Annotated in this window: 17 protein-coding genes; 16 read left to right on the top strand and 1 reads right to left on the bottom strand. The window is 60.2% G+C overall.

All coding sequences use genetic code 11. The features are described 5' to 3' along the window. Nucleotides 1-13: 13 nt before the first annotated feature. The 6 genes from ACR0DK_RS00815 to ACR0DK_RS00790 all read left to right on the top strand — a co-directional run bounded on the left by ACR0DK_RS00815 (nucleotide 14) and on the right by ACR0DK_RS00790 (nucleotide 6414). A complete protein-coding gene (locus ACR0DK_RS00815; RefSeq protein WP_480734573.1) occupies nucleotides 14-1495 on the top strand; it encodes a UDP-N-acetylmuramoyl-L-alanyl-D-glutamate--2,6-diaminopimelate ligase in 1482 nt (493 codons plus the stop codon). Beyond that, entirely contained in the window at nucleotides 1492-2910 is a 1419-nt protein-coding gene (locus ACR0DK_RS00810; protein WP_480734572.1) for a UDP-N-acetylmuramoyl-tripeptide--D-alanyl-D-alanine ligase, read from the top strand. Before ACR0DK_RS00815 ends, ACR0DK_RS00810 begins: the two co-directional genes overlap by 4 nt. Further along, the gene (gene mraY, locus ACR0DK_RS00805; RefSeq protein WP_170392049.1) at nucleotides 2910-3992 is read left to right on the top strand and encodes a phospho-N-acetylmuramoyl-pentapeptide-transferase; all 1083 of its coding nucleotides are present in this window, start codon (nucleotides 2910-2912) and stop codon (nucleotides 3990-3992) included. Before ACR0DK_RS00810 ends, mraY begins: the two co-directional genes overlap by 1 nt. Continuing rightward, nucleotides 3989-4519 (top strand): AAA family ATPase, encoded by a 531-nt coding sequence (locus tag ACR0DK_RS00800; RefSeq protein ID WP_480734571.1) that lies wholly within the window; start codon nucleotides 3989-3991, stop codon nucleotides 4517-4519. The genes mraY and ACR0DK_RS00800 overlap by 4 nt, the downstream gene beginning before the upstream one ends. A gap of 13 nt (nucleotides 4520-4532) precedes the next feature. Then, complete coding sequence (gene murD / locus ACR0DK_RS00795; RefSeq protein ID WP_480735667.1) at nucleotides 4533-5927, top strand: UDP-N-acetylmuramoyl-L-alanine--D-glutamate ligase; 1395 nt, start codon at nucleotides 4533-4535, stop codon at nucleotides 5925-5927. Nucleotides 5928-6033: 106 nt separating this feature from the next. Next, on the top strand, nucleotides 6034-6414 hold the full coding sequence (locus ACR0DK_RS00790; RefSeq protein WP_170392045.1) for a glycine zipper family protein: 381 nt from the start codon (nucleotides 6034-6036) through the stop codon (nucleotides 6412-6414). On the opposite strand, the gene ACR0DK_RS00785 is transcribed toward ACR0DK_RS00790, so the two are convergent. Then, complete coding sequence (locus ACR0DK_RS00785) at nucleotides 6411-7589, bottom strand: BaiN/RdsA family NAD(P)/FAD-dependent oxidoreductase (protein ID WP_170801888.1); 1179 nt, start codon at nucleotides 7587-7589, stop codon at nucleotides 6411-6413. The genes ACR0DK_RS00790 and ACR0DK_RS00785 overlap by 4 nt on opposite strands. A 194-nt stretch (nucleotides 7590-7783) precedes the next feature. Here ACR0DK_RS00785 and ACR0DK_RS00780 point away from each other — a divergent pair, with 194 nt between their 5' ends. The 10 genes from ACR0DK_RS00780 (at nucleotide 7784) to ACR0DK_RS00735 (ending at nucleotide 15809) form a co-directional block, all read left to right on the top strand. Then, the gene (locus tag ACR0DK_RS00780; protein ID WP_170392042.1) at nucleotides 7784-8119 is read left to right on the top strand and encodes a cupin domain-containing protein; all 336 of its coding nucleotides are present in this window, start codon (nucleotides 7784-7786) and stop codon (nucleotides 8117-8119) included. 252 nt (nucleotides 8120-8371) lie between these two features. Next, on the top strand, nucleotides 8372-9535 hold the full coding sequence (gene ftsW / locus ACR0DK_RS00775; protein WP_170392040.1) for a putative lipid II flippase FtsW: 1164 nt from the start codon (nucleotides 8372-8374) through the stop codon (nucleotides 9533-9535). Continuing rightward, nucleotides 9535-10632 carry a UDP-N-acetylglucosamine--N-acetylmuramyl-(pentapeptide) pyrophosphoryl-undecaprenol N-acetylglucosamine transferase gene (locus ACR0DK_RS00770; RefSeq protein ID WP_170625283.1) on the top strand — a complete coding sequence of 366 codons (1098 nt, stop codon included), beginning with the start codon at nucleotides 9535-9537 and terminating at the stop codon, nucleotides 10630-10632. The genes ftsW and ACR0DK_RS00770 overlap by 1 nt, the downstream gene beginning before the upstream one ends. After that, nucleotides 10629-12035 carry a UDP-N-acetylmuramate--L-alanine ligase gene (murC, locus tag ACR0DK_RS00765; RefSeq protein ID WP_170512296.1) on the top strand — a complete coding sequence of 469 codons (1407 nt, stop codon included), beginning with the start codon at nucleotides 10629-10631 and terminating at the stop codon, nucleotides 12033-12035. Before ACR0DK_RS00770 ends, murC begins: the two co-directional genes overlap by 4 nt. A 4-nt stretch (nucleotides 12036-12039) precedes the next feature. Next, nucleotides 12040-12288, top strand: coding sequence for a DUF2484 family protein (locus ACR0DK_RS00760; RefSeq protein WP_170420832.1), 249 nt, complete (start codon nucleotides 12040-12042; stop codon nucleotides 12286-12288). Next, nucleotides 12285-12551, top strand: a complete 267-nt coding sequence (locus ACR0DK_RS00755; RefSeq protein WP_170392032.1) for a DUF2484 family protein — start codon at nucleotides 12285-12287, stop codon at nucleotides 12549-12551. Before ACR0DK_RS00760 ends, ACR0DK_RS00755 begins: the two co-directional genes overlap by 4 nt. A gap of 23 nt (nucleotides 12552-12574) precedes the next feature. Further along, nucleotides 12575-12868, top strand: a complete 294-nt coding sequence (locus ACR0DK_RS00750; protein WP_170401372.1) for a hypothetical protein — start codon at nucleotides 12575-12577, stop codon at nucleotides 12866-12868. Then, nucleotides 12865-13791, top strand: coding sequence for a UDP-N-acetylmuramate dehydrogenase (gene murB, locus ACR0DK_RS00745; RefSeq protein ID WP_480734570.1), 927 nt, complete (start codon nucleotides 12865-12867; stop codon nucleotides 13789-13791). Before ACR0DK_RS00750 ends, murB begins: the two co-directional genes overlap by 4 nt. Nucleotides 13792-13899: 108 nt before the next feature. Next, nucleotides 13900-14817 carry a D-alanine--D-alanine ligase gene (locus ACR0DK_RS00740; RefSeq protein WP_480734569.1) on the top strand — a complete coding sequence of 306 codons (918 nt, stop codon included), beginning with the start codon at nucleotides 13900-13902 and terminating at the stop codon, nucleotides 14815-14817. Next, nucleotides 14805-15809, top strand: a complete 1005-nt coding sequence (locus tag ACR0DK_RS00735) for a cell division protein FtsQ/DivIB (protein ID WP_170609388.1) — start codon at nucleotides 14805-14807, stop codon at nucleotides 15807-15809. The genes ACR0DK_RS00740 and ACR0DK_RS00735 overlap by 13 nt, the downstream gene beginning before the upstream one ends. The last annotated feature ends 1 nt before the right edge of the window (nucleotide 15810 follow it).

Genomic DNA, 15810 nt, shown 5'->3' with positions numbered 1-15810 from the left:
CGAAAGGTGGGTCATGGGCAATCGGTCAAAGAAACTCAGCGAACTGGCCCTGACCGCACGGGGAGGGGCCAATCCCGAAATCACCGGTCTGGCTGTCGACAGCCGCGAGGTCAAAGACGGTTTCCTCTTTGCAGCCCTTCCCGGCACCCGAGTCCATGGTGGAGACTTCATCCAATACGCCTTGCGCATGGGGGCCACCGCGATCCTGACGGACGCGAAAGGGGCCGAGATCGCCACCGACGAACTGGCCGCATCCGATGCTGCGCTGATCGTCACGGAAGACCCCCGTCAGGCACTGGCAGGGGCCGCCGCCCTATGGTTTGGCGCGCAACCGCAGACTATCGTGGCGGTCACCGGCACCAATGGAAAAACCTCGGTCGCCAGTTTCGTCCGCCAGATCTGGACCGAGCTTGGACTTGCCGCCGTCAACCTGGGCACCACTGGGGTCGAGGGCGCATGGACTGCGCCGCTGGCCCATACCACACCCGAGCCGGTCACTCTGCACCGCTGTCTTGCCGAGGCTGCCGAAAATGGCGTGACCCATGCGGCGATGGAGGCCTCCTCGCACGGGCTTGAACAGCGTCGCTTGGACGGGGTGCATCTGACCGCTGCCGGGTTCTCGAATTTCACGCAGGATCATCTGGATTATCACGACACGTTCGAGGCCTATTTCGCAGCCAAGGCGGGTCTGTTTGATCGTGTGCTACCTGAAGACGGGGTCGCTGTGGTCAACCTTGGTGATCCCAAGGGTGCCGAGATGCGCAAGATCGCCGAAGCACGCGGCCAGAATATCATCACCGTAGGCCCTGAGGGTTCTGATCTTTGTCTTCTGAATCAACGCTTTGACGCGACCGGGCAGGATTTGCGCTTTTCATGGAAAGGCAAGGCCTATCAAACCTGCCTGAATCTGATCGGCGGCTTTCAGGCCGAGAACGTTTTGCTGGCTTGCGGATTGGTCATCGCGGCGGGCGAGGACCCCGACCGCGTGTTCGATACCTTGCCGCACCTGATCACCGTGCGCGGGCGGATGCAGCTGGCTGCCACACGCGACAACGGCGCGGCGGTGTTTGTCGATTACGCTCATACGCCGGATGCCGTGGCCACTGCACTGAAGGCGATGCGCCCGCATGTCATGGGACGTCTGATCGCCATTGTTGGTGCAGGTGGTGACCGAGACGCCACTAAACGCCCATTGATGGGGCGGGCCGCTGCTGAAAACGCCGATGTGGTCTTTGTTACCGATGACAACCCGCGCAGCGAAGACCCGGCCACCATCCGCGGTGCTGTCATGTTGGGCGCACCCGAAGCCACGGAAGTCGGGGACCGGGCGGAGGCCATCCTGCGCGGCATCGACGCGCTGCAACCGGGCGACGCTCTGCTGATTGCGGGCAAGGGACACGAAACCGGCCAGATAGTCGGAGATCAGGTCCTGCCCTTTGACGATGTGGAACAGGCCAGTATCAGCGTTGCCGCGCTGGACGGGAGGGTCGCATGACGCTCTGGACCGCAGCCGAGGCCGCAGAGGCCACCAACGGGCGCGCCACCACCGATTGGCAGGTGAACGGCGTCTCCATCGACACGCGCACCCTGCAGCCGGGTGACCTGTTCGTTGCGTTGAAGGCTGCCCGCGACGGCCATGATTTCGTCGCCCAAGCGCTTGAAAAAGGCGCAGGCGCAGCGCTTGTGTCGCATATTCCCGAAGGCGTGCCCGAAGATGCACCGCTGTTGATCGTCGACGATGTGCAGACGGGTCTAGAGGCGTTGGGGCAGGCGGCTCGCGCCCGGACAGGTGCGCGCGTGGTGGGGGTGACTGGCAGCGTGGGTAAGACCTCGACCAAGGAAATGCTGGCCAGCATTCTGGAGACGCAAGGCAAAACTCATGCCAGCGTCGCCAGCTACAATAACCATTGGGGCGTGCCTTTGACGCTGGCGCGAATGCCGCGCGACACCGAGTTCGCGGTGATCGAGATCGGCATGAATCATCCGGGCGAAATCGCTCCGCTGGCGCGTCAGGCGCAACCGCATGTGGGGCTGGTGACCACAGTAGCCGCGGTCCACCTCGAAGCCTTCGACTCGGTTGCGGGTATTGCATTTGAAAAAGCTGCGATCTTCGACGGGGTGGCCGAGGGCGGCACCGCTATCGTCAACGCCGATATCGAACACGCGGGCATCTTGCGCGACTGCGCCGCTGCGCATGGTGCAAGGATCGTCGAATTTGGCCACAAGGCGCGGGACTATGCCCTGAGCAACGTGCTCCAAGGCCCTGACTCGGTGCGGGGACACGGTATTGTCGGCGGAGCAGACATCACATTCGATGTCCAATCCGCGGGAACTCACTTTGCTATGAACGCGCTGGGCGCTCTGGCGGCCTGTGTCGCGCTGGGGGTCGATCTGGATCAGGCGATTGCCGGTCTGCGCGGCTGGTCTCCGGTCAAAGGGCGCGGTGTGCGCGAGGTGATCGCGCTGCCAGATGGTGGGCAGATTGAACTGCTCGATGACAGCTACAACGCCAATCCAACCTCGATGGAGGCCGCTCTCGACGTGCTGTTTGCGTCGGCGGGCAAACGCAAGGTCGCGTTTCTGGGCGACATGAAAGAGCTTGGTGCGCAAGAGCAGGCGATGCACGCCGCCATGGCCGAGGTGCCTGCGATGGCGCATGTTGATCAGGTTCATTGCATCGGCCCGTTGATGCAAGCGCTGCATCAGGCTCTGCCCGAGGGCAAGCGCGGGTTGTGGACGGAAACCAGCGATGAGATGGCCGCCCATCTGCCGGAATTGATCCGTAGCGGCGATGTAGTGATGGCCAAGGGCTCTCTCAGCATGGCTCTGGCGCAGATCGTTGACGGTCTGCGGCAAATGGGGCATGGCAGCGCGCCAGAGAGCCGCCGTATTGTGAGAAAGGTTTTGTAATGCTCTATTGGTTAACCGCCCTGTCGGACGGAGGGGATTTCTGGAACCTCTTCCGCTATATCACCTTCCGGGCAGGGGGCGCCTTTCTGACTGCGCTGATCTTTGGGTTTCTGTTCGGAAAACCCTTGATCAACGTATTGCGCAAGCGGCAAGGTAAAGGTCAACCGATCCGCGATGACGGCCCCGAGGCGCATCTGTCCAAGGCCGGGACCCCCACCATGGGCGGGCTGCTGATCGTGGGCGCTCTGGTCACGTCGACCCTGATCTGGGCGCGCTGGGACAATCCATATGTCTGGATGGTACTGTTCGTGACGCTGGCCTATGCGGCCATCGGCTTTGCGGACGATTATGCCAAAGTCTCAAAGCAGAACACCAAGGGCGTTTCCGGTAAGATGCGGTTGGCGCTGGGAATCATCATTGCCGTGCTGGCGTCACTCTGGGCGACGCTGCACCATCCCAGCGATTTGCAAAACCAGCTGGCTCTGCCGGTGTTCAAGGATACGCTGATCAATCTTGGCCTTTTCTATATCCCCTTTGCGGTGATCGTCATTGTGGGTGCGGCCAACGCGGTGAACCTGACAGATGGTCTGGACGGGCTGGCGATCATGCCCGCGATGATCGCGGCCTCGACCCTTGGTGTGATTGCCTATGCGGTTGGGCGGGTCGACTTCACCGAGTATCTTGATGTTCACTATGTGCCTGGCACCGGTGAAATCTTCATCTTCACTTCAGCGCTGTTTGGCGCAGGGCTGGGATTCCTTTGGTACAACGCCCCGCCGGCGGCGGTTTTCATGGGTGATACCGGATCACTGGCTCTGGGCGGTGCGCTGGGCGCGATCGCCGTGGCTACCAAACACGAGTTGGTATTGGCAGTCGTGGGCGGGCTGTTCGTGGTCGAGGCGCTGAGCGTGATCATCCAGGTTCTTTATTTCAAACGGACCGGAAAGCGCGTGTTCCTGATGGCACCGATCCATCACCATTATGAGAAAAAGGGTTGGGCTGAACCCACCATCGTGATCCGGTTCTGGATCATTTCACTGATCTTAGCGATGATCGGGCTGGCGACGCTGAAAGTCAGATGAGCCCGCGTTGCGTCGTGCTTTCTGGATGCTCCGGTGGTGGCAAATCAACACTGCTGGAGGAGATGGCCCGACGCGGATATTCAACAGTTTCCGAGCCGGGTCGTCGTGTCATTGCCGAGGAAAGACAAGGTGGTGGTCGCGCTCTGCCTTGGGTCAACTCCGAGGTATTCTGCCGCAGGATCATTGAACTTGCGATATCTGACTTCAGCAATGCCAAAGATGATCTTGTGCTATTTGATCGTTCGGCATTGGACGCGCTGATTTGGTTTGATCGAACCGGTACACCGTTGGAGACCAAAGTGCGTGAACAGATACTGCACTTGGGCTACGACCCATGCGTGTTTCTCTTTCCTCCTTGGCCTGAGATATTCGAACAGGATGATGACCGGCGGCACAACTTGGCCGCAGCTATTGCGGAATACGATGCTTTGTGCGACCGGTTACCAGACTATGGGTTCGTAATAGAAAACGTTCCAAAAGGGCCGGTCTCTTGGCGGGCGGACTGGCTGGAAGAGCGGCTCGGATAGAAGGTGTATGGCAATGATCCCGGTCAAAGGGTTTTCGGGGCAAAAAGTAGCGGTTCTGGGGCTAGGTCGGTCGGGTCTGACCACCGCACGAGCGCTGCGCGCTGGCAGGGCTGAGCCGATCTGCTGGGATGACAACCCCGCCGCGCGTGAAGCGGCAGAGGTCGAGGGATTCTCGTGTGTCGATCTGCGCCGCCACGGGGCGTTTGACGATATTGCCGCACTAATTGTCTCGCCCGGCATCCCTCATCTCTACCCCGCGCCGAACCCGGTTGTGGCCGCTGCGTTGGAAGCCGGAGTTCCGGTCGACAATGATATAGGTCTGTTCTTTTGCTCTTTCGCAGGCCCTGAATGGAACAACTACGACATCCCACCGCGCGTCATCGCGGTGACGGGATCGAATGGCAAATCAACCACCGCTGCGTTGATCCAACATATCCTGACCGAGGCCGGGCGCGACTCGCAACTGGCGGGTAACATTGGGCGCGGCGTGCTGGACATCGACCCAGGTGGCGATGGATCGGTCGTGGTACTGGAGCTATCGAGCTACCAGACCGAACTGGCCCGCGCACTGACGCCGGATGTGGCGGTTTTCACCAATCTTTCACCTGATCACTTGGATCGACATGGTGGAATGGGTGGTTACTTTGCCGCCAAACGTCGCCTGTTCGCCGAAGGCGGCCCGGACCGCGCCGTGATCGGCATTGATGAAGCCGAGGGCGCGTTTCTGGCCGGGCAACTGGCCGAGGGGCCGTCGGATGACCGGGTGATCCGCGTCTCGGTGGCGCGCAAGCTGACCGGGGCGGGTTGGCAGGTCTTTGCCCGCAAGGGTTTCCTGTCGGAATACCGCAAGGGCCGTCAGGCCGGATCGATCGACCTGCGTGAGATCAAGGGCCTGCCCGGTGCGCATAATCACCAGAACGCATGTGCTGCCTATGCCGCCTGTCGCTCATTGGGCCTTGCGCCGCGCGTCATAGAAGATGCGCTGCACAGTTTCCCCGGTCTGCCGCATCGTAGCCAGATCATCGCCGAGGCGGATGGCGTGACCTATGTGAACGACTCGAAAGCTACCAACGTAGATAGCGCCCTCAAAGCGTTGAGCGCGTTCAAGAAGATACGTTGGATCTGTGGCGGGCTTGAGAAAGAAGGCGGGCTTGAGGCGCTGAACGGGGCAGGGGACCACGTAATCAAGGCCTACGTCATCGGGCGTGAGGCGGCGAGCTTTGCAATGCAGTTGCAGGCCGATGCGCAAGTCTGCACCACTATGGAAGCGGCGGTTATGCAGGCCATGGCCGATGCACAGCCCGGTGAAACCGTTCTATTGGCACCTGCTGCGGCCAGTTTCGACCAGTATGACAACTTCGAACAACGTGGCGATGACTTCGTGGTTCAGGTTAAAAAACGCCTCTGAAAGCAATGCGTTTGCAATAGATCGCCGGTTCGGCGAAGCTGTGGGCCTATCTGCTTGACGCACTGCCTGCATTGGTTTTTGCCTTCAGGAAATTCAACACGAGGTCATGAATATGCCAAACCGTAAACTTCTTCTGGTCGTTCCAGCGCTGCTGGCTGCTGCGGCTTGCACCAATACCGGGGCCAACTATCAGCCCGTGATCGATGGCCCAGTAGGCCCGAACTACAACTCGGACCTGTATCAGTGCCAGCAACTTGCAGCCTCGCAGGCCAGCGTTGACGGATCGACCGCAGGTAATGCCGCAATCGGCGCCGCAGGTGCTGCAGCCGTCACCGGCATCGTTCAGGACAGCAGCGACAACCTGGGTCGCGCCGCCGTTGCCGGTGCGTTGGTTGGTGCAGGTGCTGACGTGATCAACAAGAACCAGAACAAGGAAGTCATCGTGCGCAACTGTATGCGCGGACGGGGTTACAACGTCGTAGGCTAACGGCTTGCGATGGCACTTCCGGCGGCGTGGCCCGAGGACCACGCCCATTGGAAGTTATAACCGCCAAGCCAGCCGGTGACATCCACCGCTTCACCAATGACATAGAGGCCGGGGACATCCCTGGCCTCCATCGTTTTGGACGACAGCCCGTCAGTGTCGATCCCGCCCAGAGTGACCTCGGCGGTGCGATAGCCCTCGGTGCCCGACGGCGTAAGCCGCCAGTTGGACAATGCGGCGATCAGTTCCGACAGCGCCGTGTCGGACTGATCCGCAAGATTGCCCTTCATCGGGATATGGTGTGCGAGGTATTCCACCAGACGCGTAGGCAGGTGGCGTGCCAATTCGGTGGTCAGCGCCTTGCGCCCAACAGCCTGCCGCTGATCGCGAAGCAGATCGTATAAAGGCAAATCGGGGATCAGGTTGACCCATATTGCCTCACCCTCGCGCCAGTACGAAGACAATTGCAGTACCGAAGGACCGCTCAACCCGCGATGGGTGAACAACAAAGCCTCGTCGAAACTGCTGCGCTCGTTTGACAGTCGAGCGGGCAGGGAGACGCCGGACAGATCCTTGAACCGACCGTCCGAGAAGGTGAACGGCACCAGCGCCGCCCGTGTCTCGGTTATCTGCAGCCCGAATTGCTGCGCGATGTCATAGGCCAACCCCGTTGCGCCCATTTTGGGGATCGATTTGCCACCCGTGGCCAGAACCAGATTGCGACAGGTCAGAGGGATGTGTTTGCCATCGCGTTCGACATCCAAAGCGAAACCGCTTTCGGTTTTGCGCAAGTTGCGCAGCGACGTCTGCACCCAGAGCTCGGCCTCGGCCTTGACCATTTCATTCAGCAGCATCTGGACGATCTGTTTCGAAGACCCGTCGCAGAACAATTGCCCAAGCGTTTTTTCATGCCATGCAATGCCATGGCGATCGACCAGTTCGATGAAATCCCACTGTGTATATCGCGCCAGCGCTGATTTGCTGAAATGCGGATTCTGAGACAGGAAATTGCCCGGTCCCGCATACATATTGGTGAAATTGCATCGTCCACCACCCGAGATGCGGATCTTTTCTCCGGGAGCTTTTGCATGGTCGATCACCAGCGCCTGGCCACCGCAATGGGCTGCGCACATCATGCCGGCCGCGCCAGCACCGAGGATGATCGTCTCGAAATCCATATGCTGCGCATGGCGTGGATTGTGAGCGATGGCAAGAGCGCAGACCAAAAACGGTTTGGGTTTGGCCCACGGAATTTCTCAGCAGCACATGGGTTTGTGCCATATGGTATGTGAATTTTTACTCGTAGTGCATTCTGACATGCTAGGCTCTGTGCTAATGCTTGCCGGTTAGATCCATTTAAAGGGATAAAAATATGCGCTTTCCAAACTTCATTACAGACTTTCCAAGACTAGACGTGCCATTTCCCGAAGACGTCGTGCAGACGGCAGTCATTCGATCTGATGCTGGTTTGGTCGCCTTTTTTACTTTTCTTAAAGAAATGGAACTCCCACTACATTCACATGGTGCCCAATGGGGTACGGTGGTGGAAGGAGAAATTGAACTCACCATTGGCGGCGAGACGAAAGTTTATCTGCCCGGCGACAGCTATTCTATCCCAGCCGGAGTGGAGCATGGCGGGCGCATCAAGGCGGGTTCCCGAGTGATCGATGTGTTTGAAGAGCCTGACAGATACCCCATCAAAGACTGACGATTTACTTTTTGAACAATGACGTTGGGCGCGGTTGATATTTGGATGAACTCAAACCGAGCCTCAACGGGCCGTCGATCAGAACAGGCAGCATGCGCTGCTTGAATGCATGCGCGTTTGTCAACGGCGGCTCATCGTTCCGGAATTCCAGTTCTGCCTGTCATTCTGCTAGCCCAAATGTAAAAATCCCTGTAGACTCTCAATCAGATCCCGAAAACGGGACGTTAACGAGGCAGATAGTGGCGGTATCTCATGACTGAGATGGTGTATGGCGCGGTCCAGGACCAGCGCGGAGAACCGATTCTTCCGAAGTGGTGGCGAACGATTGATCGCTGGACGATGTCCTGCGTTCTGATCCTGTTTGTCATCGGGCTTTTGCTTGGGCTGGCCTCGTCGCCGCCACTGGCGGGGCGTAACGGGTTCGATCCTTTCCACTATGTAGAACGTCAGGCGATCTTTGGCGGGCTGGCGCTGGTCGCGATGCTGCTGACCTCAATGATGTCGCCGACACTGGTGCGGCGGCTGGCGATTCTGGGCTTTCTGGCCTCGTTCGTGGCGCTGGCCTTCTTGCCGGTCTTCGGTACAGACTTTGGCAAAGGCGCGGTGCGCTGGTATTCGCTGGGTTTTGCCTCGTTGCAGCCATCCGAGTTCCTCAAGCCCGGTTTTGTCGTGGTGGCCGCATGGCTGTTGGCCGCATCACAGGAAATCAACGGCCCGCCGGGGCGGTTGTGGTCCTTTGCACTGTGTATGTCCATCGTGGCAATGCTGGTGATGCAGCCCGATTTCGGGCAGGCCTGCCTTATCCTTTTTGGTTGGGGTGTGATGTATTTTGTCGCCGGAGCCCCGATGCTATTGCTGGTCGGCATGGCCGGAGCGGTCGTTCTGGGCGGCATGTTTGCCTATTCCAATTCCGAGCACTTTGCCCGTCGTATCGATGGTTTCCTTAATCAGGAACTCGATCCGACCACCCAGCTTGGGTATGCCACCAATGCCATCCGCGAAGGCGGTCTGTTCGGCGTCGGCGTGGGTGAGGGGCAGGTCAAGTGGTCTCTGCCTGATGCGCATACGGATTTCATCATCGCGGTCGCGGCCGAAGAATACGGGCTGATTTTGGTGCTGATTATCATCGCGCTGTACTCGCTGATCGTTGTGCGTTCGCTGCTGCGGCTGATGCGCGAACGCGACATGTTCATCCGTCTGGCTGGCACTGGTCTGGCCTGCATGTTTGGCGTGCAGGCTATGATCAACATGGGCGTCGCCGTGCGTCTTCTGCCCGCCAAGGGCATGACGTTGCCCTTTGTCAGTTATGGCGGATCGTCTCTGATTGCTGGCGGCATCGCGGTTGGCATGTTGCTGGCCTTCACCCGAACCCGCCCGCAGGGCGAGCTGGGCGACATTCTGCGCGGACGAGGCTGATGGGCAAACCTTATCTACTAGTCGCAGCAGGTGGCACCGGGGGCCACATGTTCCCCGCGCAGGCGTTGGCCGAGGCGATGCTGCAGAAAGGCTGGCGTGTGCGCCTGTCCACCGACCCGCGCGGAGCGCGCTATACCGGCGCGTTCCCCGCAGACGTCGAGATTGTCGAGGCATCCTCGGCCACCTTCGCCCGAGGCGGATTAGCGGCCAAGATGTTGGTTGGACCCAAGATTGCTGCTGGAGTCACTGGCATGGCTGTGCAGATGATGCGTGACAAGCCGAATGTGGTGGTGGGCTTTGGCGGCTATCCGTCGATACCGGCGCTGGGCGCGGCCATCCTGCTGAAGCTGCCGCGTATGATCCATGAACAAAATGGCGTTCTGGGCCGGGTAAACCAACTGTTTGCCACCCGTGTGGCTCAAGTGGCCTGTGGTGTCTGGCCCACCGATTTGCCTGAAGGGTCCAAGGGCATACACACTGGTAACCCGGTTCGCGCCTCCGTTCTTGAACGCGCTGCTGCCCCCTATATCCCGCCTGGGGAGTACCCGATGTCCGTCCTGGTGATGGGCGGCTCTCAGGGCGCACGTATCCTCAGTGACGTGGTGCCGGGTGCCATCGCTGCGCTGCCTGAAGATCTGCGCGGGTATATCCGCGTCTCGCATCAGGCCCGCGATGAGGATGGTGAACGGGTCAAGGCCTTTTACGCCGATCACGGCATACGCGCCGATGTACAGCCTTTCTTTGACGACGTACCTCGCCGTATGTCCGACGCGCAGCTGGTTGTCAGCCGGTCAGGTGCCTCCAGTATCGCCGACATTTCCGTGATTGGCCGCCCGTCGATTTTGATCCCGCTTGCCACGGCTGCCGGAGATCATCAAACAGCCAATGCGCGTGGATTGGTTCAGGCAGGCGGTGCGATCATGATCCCCGAAAACGCCCTTGACGTTCCCGCGCTGACACAGCAAATGACCACGGTTCTCACCAACCCCGAAGCCGCACAGCAAATGGCCCATGCCGCGCTATCGGTCGGGGCACCGGACGCCACCGAGCGTCTGGTCGCCCTTGTCGAGCAACTGGCGCAGAAGGAGACCTCATGAATCCAGCAACCAAACTGCCGCAGGACGTCGGACCGATCCACTTCGTGGGCATCGGTGGGATCGGGATGTCGGGTATCGCAGAGGTGCTTTTGAACCTTGGCTACCGTGTACAAGGTTCGGACTTGAAAACCTCGAAGATTACTGACCGGCTGGCTGGGCTGGGTGCTGAGATTTTCGAAGGCCAGCGTGCCGAGAACTTGCAGAACGCCGCCGTGGTCGTGGTCTCAACTGCGATCAAACCGGGGAACCCGGAACTGGACGAGGCACGCGCGCAGGGCCTGCCCGTCGTCCGTCGCGCCGACATGCTGGCGGAACTCATGCGCCTGCGCTCGAACATTGCCATCGCCGGAACTCACGGTAAGACCACAACAACCACTATGATGGCGGAACTGATGGTCGCCGGCGATTTCGATCCCACCGTCATCAATGGCGGCATCATCCACGCCTATGGGAGCAACGCCCGCATGGGGCAGGGCGAATGGATGGTGGTTGAAGCGGATGAGAGCGACGGCTCATTCAATCGCCTGCCTGCAACCATCGCCATCGTCACCAATATCGACCCCGAGCATATGGAGCACTGGGGCGATTTCGACCAACTGCGCGACGGGTTTTACGAGTTCGTCTCGAACCTGCCGTTTTATGGCTTGGCCGTCTGCTGCACAGATCATGCCGAGGTGCAGGCGCTTGTTGGCCGCATCTCCGACCGCCGCGTGCGCACCTATGGTTTCAACGCACAGGCCGATGTGCGGGCCGAAAACCTGACCTATAAGGGTGGCGTCGCCCATTTCGACATCCACCTACGCCATGAAGACAAGGTGATCGAAGGTTGCACCTTGCCAATGCCCGGCGACCACAATGTCTCTAATGCGCTGAGCGCCGTGGCCGTGGCCCGTCATCTGGGCATGAAGGCCAGTGAAATCCGCGATGCGCTGGCCGATTTCGGCGGCGTCAACCGCCGCTTTACCAAGGTCGGGGAAATTAACGGCGTCACCATCATCGACGATTACGGCCACCACCCGGTCGAAATCGCCGCCGTTCTCAAGGCCGCACGTCAGGCCACCGAGGGCCGCGTCATCGCAGTCCACCAGCCGCACCGCTACTCCCGCCTGTCCGACCTGTTCGACGATTTCTGCACCTGCTTCAACGACGCCGACGTGGTCGCTATTGCGGAGGTCTTTGCTGCAGGCGAAGATCCGATCGAAGGTGCCAGCCGTGACGATCTTGTGCAGGGCCTGATCCGCCACGGCCACCGCCACGCGCGCGCGATCTTGAACGAAGAAGACCTGGCCCGCCTTGTCCGTGAACAGGCCCGCCCGGGCGATATGGTCGTCTGCCTCGGCGCAGGTACGATCAGCACCTGGGCCAACGGTTTGCCTGACCGGTTAATCGCCAAAGCGAGCTAACCTCGTGGCGCTATCGCTCATACTCGCCTGCGTCTGGGTCTTCGCTTCCACCATTGTGGCGATGCTGCCGATGCGCCTGCAATTCCCACCGGGTGTTGTACTGTTTGCCAGCGCGCCTGCTCTGATTCTGTGGCTGAGTTTAGACTATGGCTGGTTCGTCGGAATCCTGGCTGCTGGCGGTTTTGTTTCGATGTACCGCAACCCGATCCGCTACTACTGGCGCAAGTGGACGGGTAAAGAGGTGTCGGAATGAACTGGTCGATTGCGCTTGCCGGTCTGTGGGGTGTTGTCGCCAACGTGTTGGCGATGTTGCCCAGCAAGGACAACCATTGGCGGCGCGCATATTTCCTGATCGCCGTTGGCGTCCCCATCCTAGGCTATGTCACCTATGAAAATGGTCCATGGATCGGGCTGCTGGTCCTGGCGGCAGGTATGTCAGTTCTGCGTTGGCCGGTGATTTACCTCACCCGTTGGACAAAGGCGAAAATGCAGGGCATGAAGGCGGCGAACAAGTAACTGGCCATTTTCAGGAGGCCCCCATGGTCGACATCGCCACTTTCGCCTATTTGCCGCTGATTACCCTGATCCTCGGGACGCTTGCGGGTTTTGTCGCCGCGCGCTGGATCGGCCTCAAGGCACTGCTGTGGCTGATCGGGCTGACCTCGGCCCTTGGTCTGGTACTGATCATAGTGCTGGCCGGTGTCGGGACAGGAGAAGAAGAACAGGCGTTCGGACCCTTCGTCTGGCTGACCGGTGCGGTCCTGCCCTTCCTGTTTGCGGTGATCATGGGGGGAGTAGGCGGGCGCAGCCTTGCATCGCGGGAAGGCGCATGAGCGAACTGCCCGACGTCCGTGGCCGCCTGTCCGCGGCGCGTTCTCTTTCCGAACTCACCTGGCTGCGCGTCGGCGGACCAGCGGATTATCTGTTTCAACCCGCCGATACCGAAGACCTTCAGTCGTTTCTGCGTGATCTGCCTGCGGATGTTCCCATCTTTCCTATGGGTGTCGGATCCAATCTGATCGTACGTGATGGTGGTCTGCGGGCGGTGGTGATCCGATTGGGGCGCGGGTTCAATGGTATCTCGGTCGACGGCAATACCGTCAGCGCGGGTGCCGCCGCGCTGGATGCGCATGTGGCGCGTAAAGCAGCGGATGGAGGTGTGGACCTGACTTTCCTGCGCACGATACCAGGCTCGATCGGCGGGGCCGTGCGCATGAACGCGGGCTGTTACGGCGGCTATACAGCGGATGTGCTGCAAAAGGCTACCGTGGTCACCCGCGCCGGAGAGATCGTGGACCTGACCCCGCAAGACCTCAGCTTCCGCTATCGCCAGTCCGACCTGCCCGAAGGCGCGGTGCTGATCTCGGCGACGTTTCAAGGCCCCACGGGCGATCCAGCTGAGCTGCACGCTCGCATGGAGGCGCAGCTAAAAAAGCGCGACGAAACTCAACCCACCAAGGACCGTAGCGCCGGGTCGACCTTCCGTAATCCAGCTGGGTTCTCGTCGACTGGGCGCGCGGACGATGTGCATGACCTCAAGGCGTGGAAAGTGATCGATGACGCGGGTATGCGCGGGGCCACAAAAGGTGGCGCGCAGATGAGTCCCAAACACTCGAATTTCATGATCAATACAGGCGACGCCACCGCCGCAGACCTCGAAGGTCTGGGCGAAGAGGTGCGAAAAAAGGTTTACGAAACAAGCGGCATCACGCTAGAGTGGGAAATCATGCGGGTCGGTGATCCGCTGGAAGAATAAAGCCCCGACCGTCAGACCATAACAGGCAAATTAGGACGACGGATCAAAGGCATAAACGCAGTACGGACCACCACATAAGGTCCGGGGACATTGAGGCGCACATTGGGTATGTCGAGCAGGACAAACCCCAAAGTGGCGGTATTGATGGGTGGCCCCTCGGCGGAACGCGAGGTGTCTCTCAGCTCTGGGCGCGAATGCGCAGCCGCTCTTGTGGGAGAAGGCTTTGAAGTGGTCGAACTGGACGCAGGTCCGGACCTTGCTGCTCGCCTTACCGATATCAAACCCGATGTGGTGTTCAACGCCCTGCATGGACGCTGGGGCGAGGATGGCTGTGTGCAGGGGCTACTGGAATGGATGCGCATTCCTTACACGCATTCCGGCGTGCTGGCTTCGGCCCTTGCGATGGACAAACAGCGCAGCAAAGAGGTCTACGCCGCCGAAGGATTACCTATCGTACCCAGCCTGATCGTTCCCAAGGTCGAGGTGGTCGAGGTCCATGTGATGGAGCCGCCCTATGTGGCCAAGCCCAACAACGAAGGTTCCAGCGTCGGCATCTATATCGTGCATGAAAATGCCAACGGCCCGCCGCAACTGGACGAGGCGATGCCTGATCAGGTTATGGTCGAGAAATACGTCGCGGGCCGTGAACTGACCGTGACCGTGATGGGCGATCGCGCCCTGACGGTGACCGAGATCATGACCGATGGCGGTTGGTACGATTATGATGCCAAGTACAAGCCCGGCGGCTCGTGGCATGTGCTGCCCGCCGAGATCCCGCAGGATATCTTTGATCGCTGCATGGACTATGCGGTTAAGGCGCATAATGCGCTGGGGTGTCGCGGCGTGTCCCGCACCGATTTCCGCTGGGATGACAGCAAGGGTGCCGACGGGCTGTTCCTGCTGGAAACCAACACCCAGCCCGGCATGACGCCGACTTCGCTGGTGCCCGAACAGGCTGAACACCTTGGCATCAGTTTCGGCCAGCTCTGCGCCTGGATGGTGGAGGATGCCTCATGCGACCGCTGACCGCCACCCGCGCGCCGGTGATCCACCGGACCAAACCGTTGGCGGGGCCGGATGCCGATTTCACCGCCGCGCCAAGGCCCGAGCCCAAAACCGAACCTAAGCTGCATTTGCGCGGGGCGCGTCTTTTTGGCCGCGCGCGCAACGCGGACCCCGCGCCCTCGCGCCTCAGCTACCGCTTTCAGCGCTGGATGCTCACCCCCGGCATCCGGCGCGGGCTAAAAATTGGCCTGCCGGTTCTGATCGTCGTTGGTTTGGTGGGTGGCTTCTTTGCCGCCGAAGAACGTCGTGAGGCGGTCAGCACCTATATCGCCGACATCAAGACCTCGATCCAGGAGCGCCCCGAATTCATGGTCAACCTGATGGCCATCGACGGGGCAGGAACCGCACTGTCTGAGGATATCCGCGAGATCGTGCCGCTCGATTTCCCGCTCAGCTCGTGGGATCTGGATGTGGAGTTGATCCGCGACACCATCACCGGGCTTGACCCGGTGAAATCGGCAACCGTACGCATTCGCCCCGGCGGGATTCTTCAGGTTGATGTGGTCGAACGCCAGCCGGTCATCGTCTGGCGCACCCGAGACGGGATCGAGCTATTGGATGAAACCGGAGCCCATGTTGACCGTGTTTCAGCACGCGCCGATCACGCAGCCCTGCCACTGATCGCAGGGAAGGGCGCGAACAAACATGTCCCCGAGGCGCTGCAAATCCTGACCACTGCCCGCAGCTTGGGCGACCGCGTTCGCGGTTTGGTGCGCGTTGGCGAACGGCGCTGGGATCTGGTGCTGGATCGCAACCAGCGCATCATGTTGCCGACCGAACGTCCGGCGCGCGCGCTGGAACGCGTGTTGGCGGTGAACGAGGTGCAGGACCTTTTAGAACGTGACGTGGCCGTGGTCGACATGCGACTGGGGCAGCGACCGACCATCCGAATGAACAAAACGGCCAGCGAAGACTGGTGGAACACAAAAGTAGATGTGAGTAGCGGGCAGTAAC

The organism is Ruegeria sp. CE6 (assembly GCF_056537485.1).
The sequence above is the reverse complement of the archived record's forward strand: the minus strand, read 5'-3'. Positions and strand labels throughout refer to the sequence as shown.

Bases quoted from the DNA above. Each gene is read 5' to 3' on its own strand.
- ACR0DK_RS00815 (WP_480734573.1), top strand. From the start codon at position 14: ATGGGCAATCGGTCAAAGAAACTCAGCGAACTGGCCCTGACCGCACGG.
- ACR0DK_RS00810 (WP_480734572.1), top strand. From the start codon at position 1,492: ATGACGCTCTGGACCGCAGCCGAGGCCGCAGAGGCCACCAACGGGCGC.
- mraY (WP_170392049.1), top strand. From the start codon at position 2,910: ATGCTCTATTGGTTAACCGCCCTGTCGGACGGAGGGGATTTCTGGAAC.
- ACR0DK_RS00800 (WP_480734571.1), top strand. From the start codon at position 3,989: ATGAGCCCGCGTTGCGTCGTGCTTTCTGGATGCTCCGGTGGTGGCAAA.
- murD (WP_480735667.1), top strand. From the start codon at position 4,533: ATGATCCCGGTCAAAGGGTTTTCGGGGCAAAAAGTAGCGGTTCTGGGG.
- ACR0DK_RS00790 (WP_170392045.1), top strand. From the start codon at position 6,034: ATGAATATGCCAAACCGTAAACTTCTTCTGGTCGTTCCAGCGCTGCTG.
- ACR0DK_RS00785 (WP_170801888.1), bottom strand. From the start codon at position 7,589: ATGGATTTCGAGACGATCATCCTCGGTGCTGGCGCGGCCGGCATGATG.
- ACR0DK_RS00780 (WP_170392042.1), top strand. From the start codon at position 7,784: ATGCGCTTTCCAAACTTCATTACAGACTTTCCAAGACTAGACGTGCCA.
- ftsW (WP_170392040.1), top strand. From the start codon at position 8,372: ATGACTGAGATGGTGTATGGCGCGGTCCAGGACCAGCGCGGAGAACCG.
- ACR0DK_RS00770 (WP_170625283.1), top strand. From the start codon at position 9,535: ATGGGCAAACCTTATCTACTAGTCGCAGCAGGTGGCACCGGGGGCCAC.
- murC (WP_170512296.1), top strand. From the start codon at position 10,629: ATGAATCCAGCAACCAAACTGCCGCAGGACGTCGGACCGATCCACTTC.
- ACR0DK_RS00755 (WP_170392032.1), top strand. From the start codon at position 12,285: ATGAACTGGTCGATTGCGCTTGCCGGTCTGTGGGGTGTTGTCGCCAAC.
- ACR0DK_RS00750 (WP_170401372.1), top strand. From the start codon at position 12,575: ATGGTCGACATCGCCACTTTCGCCTATTTGCCGCTGATTACCCTGATC.
- murB (WP_480734570.1), top strand. From the start codon at position 12,865: ATGAGCGAACTGCCCGACGTCCGTGGCCGCCTGTCCGCGGCGCGTTCT.
- ACR0DK_RS00740 (WP_480734569.1), top strand. From the start codon at position 13,900: ATGTCGAGCAGGACAAACCCCAAAGTGGCGGTATTGATGGGTGGCCCC.
- ACR0DK_RS00735 (WP_170609388.1), top strand. From the start codon at position 14,805: ATGCGACCGCTGACCGCCACCCGCGCGCCGGTGATCCACCGGACCAAA.